At 40.0% G+C, this 13,203-nt stretch carries 14 protein-coding genes; 9 read left to right on the forward strand and 5 right to left on the reverse strand.

The window, feature by feature from the left end; translation table 11 throughout:
* Positions 1–593 (reverse strand): ATP-dependent metallopeptidase FtsH/Yme1/Tma family protein (locus B2R65_RS04590; RefSeq protein ID WP_286741356.1); only part of this gene is annotated, 593 nt, incomplete at its 3' end.
* Between the two features lie 66 nt (positions 594–659).
* Positions 660–1,289: a 23S rRNA (uridine(2552)-2'-O)-methyltransferase RlmE gene (gene rlmE / locus B2R65_RS04595; RefSeq protein ID WP_004587345.1), complete on the reverse strand. Its 630-nt coding sequence runs from the start codon at positions 1,287–1,289 to the stop codon at positions 660–662.
* Between the two features lie 88 nt (positions 1,290–1,377).
* On the opposite strand from rlmE, the gene yhbY reads away from it, so the two are divergent.
* On the forward strand, positions 1,378–1,674 hold the full coding sequence (gene yhbY, locus B2R65_RS04600) for a ribosome assembly RNA-binding protein YhbY (protein ID WP_004587346.1): 297 nt from the start codon (positions 1,378–1,380) through the stop codon (positions 1,672–1,674).
* 134 nt (positions 1,675–1,808) lie between these two features.
* On the opposite strand, the gene B2R65_RS04605 is transcribed toward yhbY, so the two are convergent.
* A complete protein-coding gene (locus tag B2R65_RS04605; RefSeq protein ID WP_286741358.1) occupies positions 1,809–2,954 on the reverse strand; it encodes a serine hydrolase domain-containing protein in 1,146 nt (381 codons plus the stop codon).
* A gap of 115 nt (positions 2,955–3,069) precedes the next feature.
* On the opposite strand from B2R65_RS04605, the gene B2R65_RS04610 reads away from it, so the two are divergent.
* From B2R65_RS04610 to B2R65_RS04635, 6 genes are all read left to right on the forward strand, one after another.
* Positions 3,070–3,873 carry a hypothetical protein gene (locus B2R65_RS04610; RefSeq protein WP_286741359.1) on the forward strand — a complete coding sequence of 268 codons (804 nt, stop codon included), beginning with the start codon at positions 3,070–3,072 and terminating at the stop codon, positions 3,871–3,873.
* 87 nt (positions 3,874–3,960) lie between these two features.
* On the forward strand, positions 3,961–4,818 hold the full coding sequence (locus B2R65_RS04615; RefSeq protein ID WP_004587349.1) for a MipA/OmpV family protein: 858 nt from the start codon (positions 3,961–3,963) through the stop codon (positions 4,816–4,818).
* Complete coding sequence (locus B2R65_RS04620; RefSeq protein WP_004587350.1) at positions 4,808–5,191, forward strand: DUF3019 domain-containing protein; 384 nt, start codon at positions 4,808–4,810, stop codon at positions 5,189–5,191. Before B2R65_RS04615 ends, B2R65_RS04620 begins: the two co-directional genes overlap by 11 nt.
* Positions 5,192–5,387: 196 nt before the next feature.
* Positions 5,388–6,095 (forward strand): response regulator, encoded by a 708-nt coding sequence (locus B2R65_RS04625; RefSeq protein ID WP_054982162.1) that lies wholly within the window; start codon positions 5,388–5,390, stop codon positions 6,093–6,095.
* Positions 6,096–6,112: 17 nt separating this feature from the next.
* Positions 6,113–7,405 carry a HAMP domain-containing sensor histidine kinase gene (locus tag B2R65_RS04630; RefSeq protein WP_286741361.1) on the forward strand — a complete coding sequence of 431 codons (1,293 nt, stop codon included), beginning with the start codon at positions 6,113–6,115 and terminating at the stop codon, positions 7,403–7,405.
* A 471-nt stretch (positions 7,406–7,876) separates the two neighbouring features.
* Positions 7,877–9,229, forward strand: a complete 1,353-nt coding sequence (locus B2R65_RS04635) for a sodium-dependent transporter (RefSeq protein ID WP_273586181.1) — start codon at positions 7,877–7,879, stop codon at positions 9,227–9,229.
* Between the two features lie 101 nt (positions 9,230–9,330).
* On the opposite strand, the gene B2R65_RS04640 is transcribed toward B2R65_RS04635, so the two are convergent.
* Both B2R65_RS04640 and B2R65_RS04645 read right to left on the reverse strand, forming a co-directional pair.
* A complete protein-coding gene (locus B2R65_RS04640) occupies positions 9,331–9,780 on the reverse strand; it encodes a GNAT family N-acetyltransferase (RefSeq protein ID WP_004587354.1) in 450 nt (149 codons plus the stop codon).
* 58 nt (positions 9,781–9,838) lie between these two features.
* The gene (locus B2R65_RS04645; RefSeq protein ID WP_004587355.1) at positions 9,839–10,582 is read right to left on the reverse strand and encodes a sporulation protein; all 744 of its coding nucleotides are present in this window, start codon (positions 10,580–10,582) and stop codon (positions 9,839–9,841) included.
* A gap of 266 nt (positions 10,583–10,848) precedes the next feature.
* On the opposite strand from B2R65_RS04645, the gene B2R65_RS04650 reads away from it, so the two are divergent.
* Together B2R65_RS04650 and B2R65_RS04655 are read left to right on the forward strand one after the other, a co-directional pair.
* A complete protein-coding gene (locus B2R65_RS04650) occupies positions 10,849–12,423 on the forward strand; it encodes a cation:proton antiporter family protein (protein ID WP_286741364.1) in 1,575 nt (524 codons plus the stop codon).
* A 405-nt stretch (positions 12,424–12,828) separates the two neighbouring features.
* On the forward strand, positions 12,829–13,050 hold the full coding sequence (locus B2R65_RS04655) for a DUF3820 family protein (protein WP_004587357.1): 222 nt from the start codon (positions 12,829–12,831) through the stop codon (positions 13,048–13,050).
* The last annotated feature ends 153 nt before the right edge of the window (positions 13,051–13,203 follow it).

Below are 13,203 nucleotides of genomic sequence, written 5' to 3' on the forward strand. Positions count from 1 at the left end.
GTACCAGGAGGACCCACCATTAGTACGCCCTTAGGAATACTACCACCAAGTTTTTGGAACTTAGAAGGGTCACGTAAAAAGTCTACTAACTCTGTTACGTCGTCTTTTGCTTCATCACAACCTGCTACATCAGCAAAAGTTGTTTTAACTTGGTCTTCGCTCATCAGGCGCGCTTTGCTTTTACCAAACGACATTGCGCCTTTACCGCCACCGCCTTGCATTTGACGCATGAAGAATATCCATACCCCTATAAGCAGCAACATTGGGAACCAAGAGATAAAAATACTTGCTAAAAACGATTGTTCTTCAGGCTGAACGCCTTTCACATTTACATCATTTTTAAGTAAATCATTAATTAAATCTTCATCGTACATTGGCATTGTGGTTTGAAAACGCTCACCACTGCTTTTAGTACCTGTAATATTACCCGTTCCACGGTCAATAATAACTTCTTGTAAAGAGCCGCTACGCACGTCTTTTACAAATTGAGTGTAACTTGTTTGACGATCAACTTGATCGCCGCCATTAAAGCTCTGAAATACTGACATTAGCACAACTGCAATAACCAGCCAGAGTATTAGATTTTTCGCCATATCGCTCAAGGGGTTAACCTCTTGTATCCAATTAATTTAAATTCAACTAAACGCCAAGCAACTGTACTACAGTTTGTAGCCGGTCGCTACTATATATACTTCCCGAGAACGGGCACGTGAGGCATCAGGTTTGCGTATTTTCACTGCTTTAAAACTATTACGAACGTCTTGCAAGTATTGATCAAAGCCTTCACCTTGAAACACTTTAACAACAAATGCACCATTTTTCTTTAATACTTGATGACACATATCAAGTGCTAATTCTACCAAATACATGCTACCCGCTTGATCTACCGAGTTATTACCGCTCATATTTGGCGCCATGTCAGAGAGTACCACATCAACATTTTTACCATCAATGCGTTTTAACAATGCATCAAGTACGGCTTCTTCACGAAAATCGCCTTGTAAAAAGTCAACCCCCGCAAGTGAGTCCATAGGTAATATGTCACACGCAACAACCTGACCTTTATCAGATACTTTCTCGGCTAAGTATTGTGACCAGCTGCCAGGTGCAGCACCTAAATCAACAACGGTCATACCAGGGCGAAGCAGTTTATCTTTATTTTGGATCTCATCTAATTTGAAAACAGCTCGAGAACGCCAGCCTTTTTTTTGCGCTTGCTGAACATATTGATCATCAAAATGTTCTTTCAGCCATCGCTTTGAACTGGCTGAATGTTTTTTATTTGTCATAAATTAACACGCAACTAATTAGTAATATTCTTTAGATGGCGTTAGAATACCCTTAATTCAAGCCATATTCAGCAAAATTTGTATAAACATGACATTATCAAACAAACAAAAGCAGTTTTTAAAAGGTCAGGCGCATAGCCTTAAGCCTGTAGTTTTACTAGGTTCTAACGGTTTAACCGAGGGCGTAGTAGTGGAAATTCAAAGTGCATTAGAAATTCACGAATTGATTAAAGTAAAAGTACCTACTGACGATCGTGAAACAAAAGCACTTATTTTTGATGCAATCGTTCGTGAAACCGGCGCTACTAAGCTACAAACAATAGGTCACACTGTTGTATTGTATCGTCAAAGTGCAGAAAAAAAGATTCAATTACCACGCGCATAAGTTAATTGTGCAGTGAGCTTTTTATAAAAAACCAGCATTAAGCTGGTTTTTTTATTATATGTACTTATTTATGCTTTTTACCTTTAAACAATAAATTTAAAGCACGGCGCTTTTTAGGCAATTTTAGGCCTGTTTTATTTAGTGCGTTTGTATTTTAATAAACGGTCTAAAAATTCAGTAGTTAATTCATTTATCACGCCTGTTTCCGCGTTAACAATCAAGCTAAAACCCACATTTAAATGCGGTATAACCACTAAGTCACTGCGATAGCCTTGCACCCAGCCACTATGATAATAAAGCGTTTCATCGTTATAGTTATAAACACGCCAGCCTAATCCATAATAAGCTTGTTCTAATTCCTTTTTCCATACTCGTCTATAACGCTCTTTTTTTGTAAGTGTATAAGGACGTGTTTGTGTAGCAAGTGCATCTAAAGAAAGTACATCTAGGTTTTGCCCTAATTGCGCATTTAACCATTTTGCCATATCGGTGGCACTTGCATTTACGCCCGCAGCAGGGCCGACTTTATAATAGTTTTTTTTCAGCTTGGCTGTGTACCAACGTTTTTTGCCTCTAACGTGCGGCAGCGCATAATTTTTATCCTGCACCATTGCATCGTAGCCTAAGCTGGTATCGCTCATTTTTAATGGTGTAAAAATTCCCTCTTGCAGCCACTGGTCATATTTTTTATTGGTACTGCTGTAAATGACATCATCAATTAAACTAAACATCACATTTTGATAGCCATAGCATTGGCCTGGTTCGCAAATGGGCTTTACTGTTAATAGCTTTTCGACAATATCGGGGTAATTCATTCTTGATTCGATTAAATTGTCATACGCATTAGGAACCAAACCGCTGGAGTGGCTTAATAAGTGAAACACTTTTAAATTATCTTTATAAACCGTGCCTTTAAAGGCAGGTATATACTCACTTACCGGTTTAAATAAATCTATTACCCCTTCACTTGCAAGCTTTGCAGTTAACGACCCTGCAAATGTTTTTGACACAGAAGCTAACCTAAAGCGGGTGTGGCGGTTAACCTGTGTGCCACTTCTTGCCTTAGTGCGGCCCATGGTGTGGATATAATCAGCGTTACCAATACTCACTATCGAAAGCGCAGCGCCAGGAATACCTTTACTGTTGAGTTTTTTTTCTGCGTAGCGTCCATACTGTTTTACGAATCCATCCCAGCTTGAGTCTGCTTTAGCTATTGCCTGAAGCGGTAAAGATAGACAAATAGCGACCCAAACATACATAAAATTAGTGAGATACTTCATTCGTTACAAATTTATTCTTTTTTAACTACATCTATGTGCATAATATCATGAAGTTTTGATAGGACTAACGTACAATGTTGCGATTATTGGCTTTTTAAGTGGATGTTAAGTATTTATGCGTTTTATAGTTGTATCACTTTTTATATTATTATCAGCAGGTTGTGCAATTACCAAACAGCCGGCCGAGCCTTTGGCTTTACCGTTAAAGCCAACATTAAAGAGCGAAACTTACCAGCTTGAGTACAAAACAGAGCACGCATCGCCAAAAGTTAAGTCTGTACAGTTACCGGCGCACAAAGTAACACGCGGCCAAACAGTGCGTATTACAACCGATAAAGCAAGCGTAACTGACACGCTATTAAAGCAAATAACCCAAGCCTTGAACGATAAAGGCTTAGAAGTGATTGATAGTAAAAACAGTGACTACACGTTAGCTATTCATCAGTTAGATTTAGCATTTACTGACGATACAAAATATGCGTTAACTCAACCTGAAAACCCGTACCCTTTATTTGCCAAAGTAGCGCATCAATACCCTACTCAACAATGCGCCACCATACTAGCGCAAGTGAGCATGCGCATTACGCACCGCGCCTCTGGCGATGTGGTGTGGTTTGCAAAATCATCAATAGACAGCGCAAGCTTCCACCGTGAGCCTTTATTGTTTAGCTTTGCCCAAGAGCAAAAAATTACTAATGAGTTAGAAGTGGCAACATTTGTACATCAACAAAATACCGAGCAAGCCCGTATAGCGCGCGCAGGTAAGGAAGTAACTGTACCGCCCTTTAAAACCATTACTAAATTAAGCAGCTTAACTAAACTACAAGGCCCATGTACGCGTACAGAGGTGAGTGCCTTAACGCCTATGATGCAATATTACTTAAGCAGTATTTTAATTGACAAAATAAAAGTGCAATAACGTGAAAAACTACATTTTTTTACAGATTCAAGGATTCACTTACCAATATAATACGCTTAATAACAAATAATAATTAGGTCCCCAGGGATGAAAAACGCTTTCTTACAGCATACTTTTATTAATAGCGTATTGCTTTGCGCCAGTTTTTTGAGCTTTCAAAGCCAGGCAAGCAATCGATACTATGCTGATAACACGCTAGAGCCCACCCAAGGCTTTGCGTGGGATTGGAGCGCTGGGGCTGGTTATTATGTAGAAGACTCTTACCTAATTGGCCTTGATTCCTATGACGATGGCATTGAACTCGATTTAAGCCTGGCTATTTCCTACGAAAACTTTTATCTCGACTTTGATCATAACCAATTAAGCGGCGGCTTAGTTGTGGGTTACAGCCTTATAGATAAATTTGATTGGGGCTTGGATATATTAGGCACCAATACTCAGGCTGGCTTTGATGACAAAGGTTTAGGTTTTTACAACCACGGTGTAATAGAAGAGCTTGCGGGTATAAAATCGCGTAATTACGATTTTGATGCTGGGCTAAGATTAACGCGCCGCTTTGAAAACTCGCAAATTTCGTTTGAGTTTTTACATGATATTACAGGTACACATAATGGCTGGGTGTTTAACACCTTTTTTAGCCATATTTTGCCATGGCGTAATTGGGAGTTTAGATCTGGGGTGGGTATTAGCGCTTATTCGGGCAGTTTTACTAACTATTACTTTGGTATAGATGCAGACGAAGCCACCGCTAATCGCCCTATTTACACCCCTAATGGCAGCACCAGTATTATGTTTGAGTTTCATGCTGAGTACCCTATTTCTCAAGATTGGGTGTTTTTGTCTGGCTGGTTAACAACGTGGTTTTCAAAAGAAATAGACGACAGCCCCATTATTTCTCAAGGGTATCAACATAAAGCCAAGGTAGGCCTACGTTATGTATTTTAGATGGATCTGTTTATTATTGATCTTCCCTGCTATTTCATCTGCTAAAACAACAGATAAAACGGCCCCATTAATTGCGCTGCCCGACACTTGTGTTGCACTACGTGAGGGCCGTAATTGCTACGCTGATGTAACGCTTAGCTGGCAGCAACCAACTATTGGTAATTACTGCCTAAGAGACGCAACATCAAAATATATAATGCAATGCTGGTTAAAGCAGCAACAAGGCGTATTTGAATATACCTTCGACTCCCAGCAAAGTATTTCTTTTGAATTGTTTGATAGTAATACAGCCCAAGTTATTGCCACAACAGAGGTTAAACTGCAGTGGGTTTATCAAAATAGACAAAAAAAACGCCGCTGGCGCTTGTTCTAATTAGAGGTGTGACCTTCGTGATTGATTTTACAGCAATGTGTGTTTGGTAATTAAGTAAGTCAGCGCTTATAAAGTGTGGTTGTTTACCTATATAGGCACTAATGCAGCATAAATCCCAAACCTATGCAGCCCTTAGGGTTATTTAAGGGCGAGTTTCAATCCACACACGGCAACCCACTAGCACTAAGGAAGCTTTATGGATAATTACGGCACTATTTTATTAGTTGAAGATGACACCTCTTTAGCCCAATGGGTTGCAGAGTACTTAACCGAGCAAGGCTATACCACCCATGTTTGCCACCGCGGCGATGAAGTAATAAGCCAGGTAAAAAACTTAAACCCTAACATAGTGTTGCTCGACATTATGTTGCCAGGCCAAGACGGTATAAGTGTGTGCAGAGAGCTACGTAGCTTTTACACTGCGCCCATTATTATGCTGACCGCCCGCGATGATGAAATGGATGAAGTAATTGGTTTAGAAGTAGGTGCGAGTGATTACATCATGAAGCCAGTGCGCCCTCGTGCATTACTTGCCCGTATAAAAGCAGCACTGCGCCTTACCAGCGAACCGACTAAAGTAACCACTAACGAGAGTGTGATTACTGTAGGCGCACTCAGTATTGATACTCAATCACGCAGTGTAACGCTTAATAATCAAGATATGGCTATTTCTAGTGCTGAGTACCTCCTACTGCACTATTTAGCCAGTAATGCAGGCCAAGTAGTCTCGCGTGATGCTGTGTTTAAAGCAACCAAAGGCCGTGAATACGATGGGCTTGATAGAAGTGTTGATGTACTAATATCTGCGCTGCGCAAAAAGTTTCATGATGACCCGCAAAACCCAGAAAAAATTAAAACTATTTGGGGGCGTGGTTATTTACTTGTTGCCACTGCGTGGGAATAGTAACCGTGGCGGTTTAAATGAAAAAATTTTACATTTCACTACTCGGTAGTGCGCTGCTTTCTATTGTTGTATTGGGCTGGCTAATCGATGCATTTAGCCAACAAACTCAAACACCGCATGATGAATTTAGCCTTCAAAGCCAAATGATCAACGGCTTTAGTAAACATTTGAGTAGTGTAGCGACCTCAGAGCGCGCAGCTTATGTAAAGCAATTGGCAAACGACTTTAATGTAAAGCTTGATTACAAAAATAATGAATCCCTAGCCCTGCCGCCGTCATTAATACTACAAATGCATACCCAAAGCGGTCTTATTTTAGAAGACCAGCAAGGTTTTTATATGCTCTACAGTAGCGAAGTATTGTCGCCTTATCATCTTTCCATGCGCCTAGATAAAGGCTTTGAAACAGATCAGCGCAACGATATTATTTTAACTTTGTTGTTTTATGCTGGGCTCTGCATTTTTATGGGCTTTATTATTGCCCCACTTGCTAAACGCTTAACAGTATTAAACGATGCAGCTAAAAAGTTTGCCGCAGGTGATGTACAAGCGAGAATAAAGGTCTCTCACTTTACCTACATAAGAGATGTTGAGCTTACATTTAACCGCATGGCTAGCCAAATAGAAAAGCTCGTGGCGGAAAACAAATTAATGGCGTCGAGCTTATCGCACGATATTAGAACCCCTATCGCATGTTTACGCTTTGGCTTAGATGCTGCGCTCGACAGCGCAGATATGCCTAAAGTTAAGCAATACCTTGTGCGTATGGAAAACGATCTCGATCATATGGAATCGATGCTTAAAAGCTATTTAGCCTTTGCAACCCTTGAGCAAAATGCCAACCAGCTCACCTACTCGCAAACTAATTTATCGCACTATCTTGAAGACTTACTTACTCAGCTTTCGCCTAAAGTTGAAACCAGCCAACTTAAAATACAACTAAACAGTAGTGACGATATGGTTTTTGCTGACTTACATTGGCTTGCTCGGGCTATTAGTAATTTAATTGGCAATGCCTGCGACTTTGCAAAAGACACTATCTATGTCAGTGCAAAGCGCGATGAGCATTATTTATATATTACAGTTGAAGATGATGGCCCAGGTATCGCACCAGAGAACTTTAATAACGTTTTTAGCCCGTTTTTTAGAGAAGAAAGCCACCGTAACCGTGCTGATAAAAGTTATGGCTTAGGGTTAGCCATTGTTGCAAAAGTGGCAGATTGGCATCACGGCAGTGTAAGCGTTAGTAAAAGTGCGCGGCTTCAAGGGGCGTGTTTTACCCTTAAAATTGGCCAGCATCACGATTCGTAAAATATTATTTACACAACTGTAATTAGGGCCTGTTGGCCTTTTAGGGTTATAATTTGTTCTATCTAGGGGCTGTTTAATCGCGGCGCGAGGTTTGTAACCTAGTGGGCTACGTAAAAACCGAGTAACAAAGAGTAAATAGCCCCTAGGCAGAACCCTTAGGGCAGCGCCTGTTTGGCATTTATACGTCGTTATCGCCTATTTATGGGGAACAACCACACTACATAGGCTCTGCCTTGCCTAAACACCAAACAGACTGCTGTAAATTTAACCTCGAAAGGTAAACAGGCCCTAAAATTTATTACACAAAATCAACTCCTTATTCTAAACCTGTTGATAACATTAATTAAATGCATCGCGTGATAGACACACCAGACGATAATTATTGTCACAATTGGGCAAATAAGTACTTTTTATTTATTTGCAATTCCAGTAGATTGTCAGCGCCGTCAAAAAATAGAGAAGTACAACAATATGAGCGCAGTTAGAGGTGAGTTTAGCTCTCGCTTTGGATTTATAATGGCCGCCGCAGGCTCTGCAGTAGGTTTAGGTAATATTTGGGGGTTTCCTACCCAAACAGCAAGTAATGGTGGTGCCGCTTTTTTAGTCGCTTATTTGGTACTCGCGTTCTTTTTAGCATACCCCGCACTTATGGCTGAGCTTATAATTGGCCGCCACGGACAAGCTAATGCGGTGTCTTCTTTAACAAAAATAACATCACACGCGTGGCAAAAGCGCTTTGCTTTTATCGTGGGTTTTGGCGGAATTTTATGTGCAGGCTTTATTTTAAGTTTTTATGCCATTGTGGCAGGCTGGATGCTCAGCGCAACAATTGAACCTATCACTACACTAGCTGGTGCAAACCAAGCTTCAGCGTGGTTAAGTGAGCAATCACTTACACGAAACATCATTTTTACAGTGGTATTTATTATACTCACCGTGGCTATTATTAGTCGTGGCGTAGAAAACGGCATAGAAAAATGGTCTAAGCGTCTGATGCCTGCTCTTTTAGGTATTTTATTTGCCTTAATTGCCTACGTTATGACCCAAGAAGGTGCTATGCAAGGGCTTAAAGCCTATTTAGTGCCTGATTTTTCATCTATATTTGATGCAAACTTACTCGTAAGTGCACTCGGCCAAGCGTTTTTCTCTTTGTCATTAGGCACCAGTGTGATGATTATTTATGGCTCTTACATAAGTAAAAAAGAAAACCTAGTCACGCTAGGCGCATATGTAACCTTAATAGATGTGTTTATCGCGTTTGTAGCGGGCCTTTTAATTATACCTGCCATGTATGTCGCACAAGCTCAAGGCGTAGAAATTTTTTCATCTACAGGCAAACTTCTCTCTGAAGACACACTGGTGTTTCAAGTGCTACCAGCATTGTTTGATGGTATGGGCTCTGTGGGTTTATTTATAGGCTTTGCATTTTTTGCCCTAATGAGTATAGCCGCACTTACCTCCTCTATTTCAATGTTAGAGGCGCCGGTATCGTATACTGTGGAACGCTTTGCAATGAGCCGCCTGCAGGCTACATGGCTAATTGGCGCGCTAATAAGCGCAGTGAGCATTACCATAGTATGTAACTTAGGAAGCTTATTTGGTTTAGTGATCACCCTAACAACTAAAGTTGCTCAGCCTTTACTTGGCTTAATGTGTTGTATTTTTGTTGGCTGGATTTGGTACCGTGGCTCACTACTAAAAGCAATTCAGCAAGGTAACCCTGAGGTTCATAACACACTTTTTTGGAAAGTATGGCCTGTATACACTAAGTTTGTGTGCCCTATAGCTATTGGTGCGGTGTTTTTACATTCGGTGTTAAGTTAAAACGTTATTTTTAACTAACCCGAGTTCAGGTTAAGTTCTAAATTAAGCAAAGCCCACGCGTTAAGTGGGCTTTTTAATAGCTTAAATTTACTCGTAATAAATTAGCTTAGTGTATTTAACACCATATCTTGATGAGGGATGCCATCTTCTAGGTATTGCTCCCCTACTTCTGTAAAGCCAAAGGAGCGATAAAATGCTAATAAATAGGTTTGTGCGCCTATATAAATATGACGCTGTGGCCACTGCTTTTTACAACACGCTATGGCCGCATTTACAAGCTCAGTAGCCCGCCCTTTACCTCGTTCACTTTTGCAAACCAGTACACGGCCTATTGCACTGTACTGCTCGTTTTTTTCATAGCAGCGGGCATAAGCTAATAAACTATTATCTGCAATTGCATATAAATGCTGAGTACTAGGGTTAATGTCTACCTCATCTAGTTCAGGGTAAGGGCATGTTTGCTCTACTACAAATACATCAACACGGCCGCGCATTATCGTAAATAAAGTACGCGTATCAAGCGCATCAAAATGCGCACATTTAAACGACATATAAAATCCTAAAATAAAAAACCCAGCCTAAGCTGGGTTTAGTTAAATTACGCATCACTTAGGCAAACAAACGCTCTAATTGATCGCATAACTGCGATAAATTCACATGGTCGTGCTCTATGGTTAAATCAACATAACCATCGCCTCTAAATGCTCTATCCAGCTCAATTAAAACATGCGTTTTATGTGCTTCTGGTACAAACGATAATTCAATTTCTTGAATACCAAATAAGCTGCGGCTATTAGGCTTGTATTCTAACTCTTGATAACACCCCGATACCGACTGAAAAGTAGGCGCACGTAAATGCCCTTTTTCAACATCAGCTTTTAATAAACTAAACCCTAATTTATCCATTGCTTGCATACAGGTTTTAACAGCTTCGTTAGGGTAAATATGCAAGTGGTCTTTATCTGTTGGGTCTAGTGCTAAATCAATATCGAGACCTGTTTCAATCCATACATGTGATTGGTTGTAGCCGGCATTAATTTCAGTAATTGGCGTTTCTGGATGAAGGCGCGCTTCAAATGGAATGCTTTTAACTTCACCTGGCTCAACAGTGCCTATATCGGTTATACGCCACTGATCAATTACGTGATTAGTAAAGTACTCACCTTCTTCGCCATCAACTTTAACGCGAGTCATTAAAAACAAATCAAGGCCAGCAATTTCTTGAGCCACATCGCCTGCAGTTATAACGATATTAGCGTTAAAGAGTTGCCCTGGCTGAAGATGCTCAGTTTCTAAAATTGTATCTACTTTTGCAGCGCCAATACCTACCGACGCTAAAATCTTTTTAAACATATCTATCTCCTTAAGCTGAGCGGCTCAGTTTGTTGCTCATGCTTAAACTCCTTCGTTAAAGCATCTTAACCATATTTAAAAGCCAATGTCAGTGAAAAAATGTTATTTACATGCTATTTACGATTAAATACGTGTTTAATGTGCATTTTTTATACGTAGCTGGGCAAGTAATTGATTAAACGCGCTCATTTTTAGGGCTATTTTTATTTTCAATGGTATAAAATTTTCGCTACACTGCAATCCCAAATGAAGTGATATTAAGAATTATGGAACTAATCTATTTTGCCGCCGCGTTTGTTTGTGGCTTTGGTGTTTATCAATTAAAACTTCCTCCCCTTATTGGCTTTTTACTTGCCGGTTTTGCATTAAATTTATCTGGCTATAAAAGCACCGAACTACTCGATACCATTGCGGCACTGGGTGTAACACTTCTTTTATTTAGTATTGGCTTAAAACTTAAAGTAAACAGCTTAATCAAGCCCCAAGTATGGGCACCCGCTACCCTACACATTATTTTTAGCAGTGCATTATTTAGTGGCTTTATGTTACTGCTAGGTATTTTTGCTGTGCCTATGTTTGTTGATTTAAGCTGGCAAAGTGCCTTATTAGTTGGGTTTGCGCTAAGCTTTTCAAGCACTGTATTTGCGGTAAAAGTACTTGAAGAGCGCGGTGAAATGGCAAGCCTACACGGAAAAATAGCCATTGGCATTTTAGTTATGCAGGATATTTTTGCGGTTATATTTTTAGCCATTAGCACCGGCAAAGTACCTAATATGTGGGCTCTTGCTTTAATTATTGCACTCCCTTTAGTGTGCCCGCTTATGTATGCAGTGCTTAACCGCTCTAAACATGGTGAGCTATTGCCGTTATTTGGCTTTTTCTTTGCGTTGGTTGCCGGTTATAACGCTTTTGATTTTGCAGGTTTAAAGGGCGATTTAGGCGCGCTCATTATGGGGATGATGTTTGCGCCACATAAAAAGGCGGGAGAGCTTTCAAAGTCGCTGCTTAATTTAAAAGATATTTTGCTGGTCGGTTTTTTCTTAAGTATTGGTTTAAACGCAGAGCTTACAGCTAATTCATTAATTGTAGCGTTAATCCTTATATTTGTGCTGCCAGTTAAAACCTTACTTTATTATGTGTTTACGAATACCTTTAAGCTCAGAGCACGCACCTCGTTACTCACTGCATTTAGCCTTGCTAATTTTAGTGAGTTTGGCCTTATTGTGTGCGCTGTGGCAGCCTCTACAGGCATGATCACCTCAGAGTGGCTGGCGGTAATGGCTATTGCGGTGTCTATTACCTTTGTTATTGCATCGCCTCTTAATAAACGCTCAAACGAGTTATACGTAAAAATTGAGCGCTGGCTATTAAAATTCGAAAGCAAAACCCGCTTAGCTGAAGAGTTACCCGTTAATTTAAACGACACTAAAATCGTTATATTTGGTATGGGCCGCATAGGTACAGGTGCTTACGAAACAATAAATGCGACTCACCCTAATGTAGTGGCGGGCATTGATATAAAACCAGAGGTGGTAGAAAAACATATTAAACGCAATAGAAAGGTACTCCTTGCCGATGCCACCGACCCTGACTTTTGGCAGCGCGTTAACCACTCTCATGTTGAAATGGTCATGTTAGCTATGCCAAAGCATATGCAAAATATTTTTGCACTAGAGCAATTACAAGCCTCAGGCTATAACGGCCAAGTAACGGCTATCGCCAATTACCCAGATCAACAAAAAGAGCTTGAACAAATGGGCGTAAACTCGACCTATAACTTTTATTTAGAAGCAGGAAGTGGTTTTGCCGAGCACGTAAAGCAAGAGCTATTCGAAAAATAGTACTTTTATACTAAACAATAAAAACAACAAAATGAAAACGCCTTATTTTTAATAAGGCTTTTTTATTAGTTTTAGTTTAAAAACTCATTTTATTTACATTCCTTTACATTACTTCTCTCTATCTGTAAAAAAAACAGATAAACTACCGGTGTTGTTTAAATAAACGCCTTCGCACCTGTGTCACATAATTAGACTCCAGCTAATTAATGCAAGGTAAGCATTTATTTATCAACACAAATTTATTCAATCAGAGGGCCTACTCCCTCGTTCAATAGGCTGTTTCTTGCCCGTCACAGCCTATTTTATTTCTGTTTACTTGCCCGCTTACCCAGCCACTATTTAATGCGTTTATTATTAATAAGCAGTAGTATTACTATTATACGTTTTATCAATTACTGACTTATTATGGATACAGCCGAACTCAAGCTCGCCATTAATACAATTATGCCCTTTGGAAAATACGCAGGCAGACCCTTATTGCTTTTGCCAGAGCCCTACCTAGTGTGGTTTAAACAGCAAGGGTTTCCAGAAAGTAAACTCGGAGCGCAGCTTGCAATGATGTACGAGGTTAAATTAAATGGGCTTGAGCAAATGCTGATGCCCCTACTTAAAAAAAATGAAAAATAATTGAGAACTTTTTCCACGTAGCCGGGTCTACTATTTTGCTACTTGTTGATTTTGGTTTTTAACCACAAAAAGCGCCTTAGGCGCTTTTTTTATGCCTGGCGTTTTTAGGTGAATTGCTTTTATACCAATCCGCATAATTAAGTGATCTATTTT

This window comes from Pseudoalteromonas sp. UBA2102 (genome assembly GCF_002331165.1).
GTDB lineage: Bacteria > Pseudomonadota > Gammaproteobacteria > Enterobacterales > Alteromonadaceae > Pseudoalteromonas > Pseudoalteromonas atlantica.

Excerpts from the sequence above, each read along its gene's own strand:
- rlmE (WP_004587345.1), bottom strand. The coding sequence starts at position 1,289 with ATGACAAATAAAAAACATTCAGCCAGTTCAAAGCGATGGCTGAAAGAA.
- yhbY (WP_004587346.1), top strand. The coding sequence starts at position 1,378 with ATGACATTATCAAACAAACAAAAGCAGTTTTTAAAAGGTCAGGCGCAT.
- B2R65_RS04605 (WP_286741358.1), bottom strand. The coding sequence starts at position 2,954 with ATGAAGTATCTCACTAATTTTATGTATGTTTGGGTCGCTATTTGTCTA.
- B2R65_RS04610 (WP_286741359.1), top strand. The coding sequence starts at position 3,070 with ATGCGTTTTATAGTTGTATCACTTTTTATATTATTATCAGCAGGTTGT.
- B2R65_RS04615 (WP_004587349.1), top strand. The coding sequence starts at position 3,961 with ATGAAAAACGCTTTCTTACAGCATACTTTTATTAATAGCGTATTGCTT.
- B2R65_RS04620 (WP_004587350.1), top strand. The coding sequence starts at position 4,808 with ATGTATTTTAGATGGATCTGTTTATTATTGATCTTCCCTGCTATTTCA.
- B2R65_RS04625 (WP_054982162.1), top strand. The coding sequence starts at position 5,388 with ATGGATAATTACGGCACTATTTTATTAGTTGAAGATGACACCTCTTTA.
- B2R65_RS04630 (WP_286741361.1), top strand. The coding sequence starts at position 6,113 with ATGAAAAAATTTTACATTTCACTACTCGGTAGTGCGCTGCTTTCTATT.
- B2R65_RS04635 (WP_273586181.1), top strand. The coding sequence starts at position 7,877 with ATGAGCGCAGTTAGAGGTGAGTTTAGCTCTCGCTTTGGATTTATAATG.
- B2R65_RS04640 (WP_004587354.1), bottom strand. The coding sequence starts at position 9,780 with ATGTCGTTTAAATGTGCGCATTTTGATGCGCTTGATACGCGTACTTTA.
- B2R65_RS04645 (WP_004587355.1), bottom strand. The coding sequence starts at position 10,582 with ATGTTTAAAAAGATTTTAGCGTCGGTAGGTATTGGCGCTGCAAAAGTA.
- B2R65_RS04650 (WP_286741364.1), top strand. The coding sequence starts at position 10,849 with ATGGAACTAATCTATTTTGCCGCCGCGTTTGTTTGTGGCTTTGGTGTT.
- B2R65_RS04655 (WP_004587357.1), top strand. The coding sequence starts at position 12,829 with ATGGATACAGCCGAACTCAAGCTCGCCATTAATACAATTATGCCCTTT.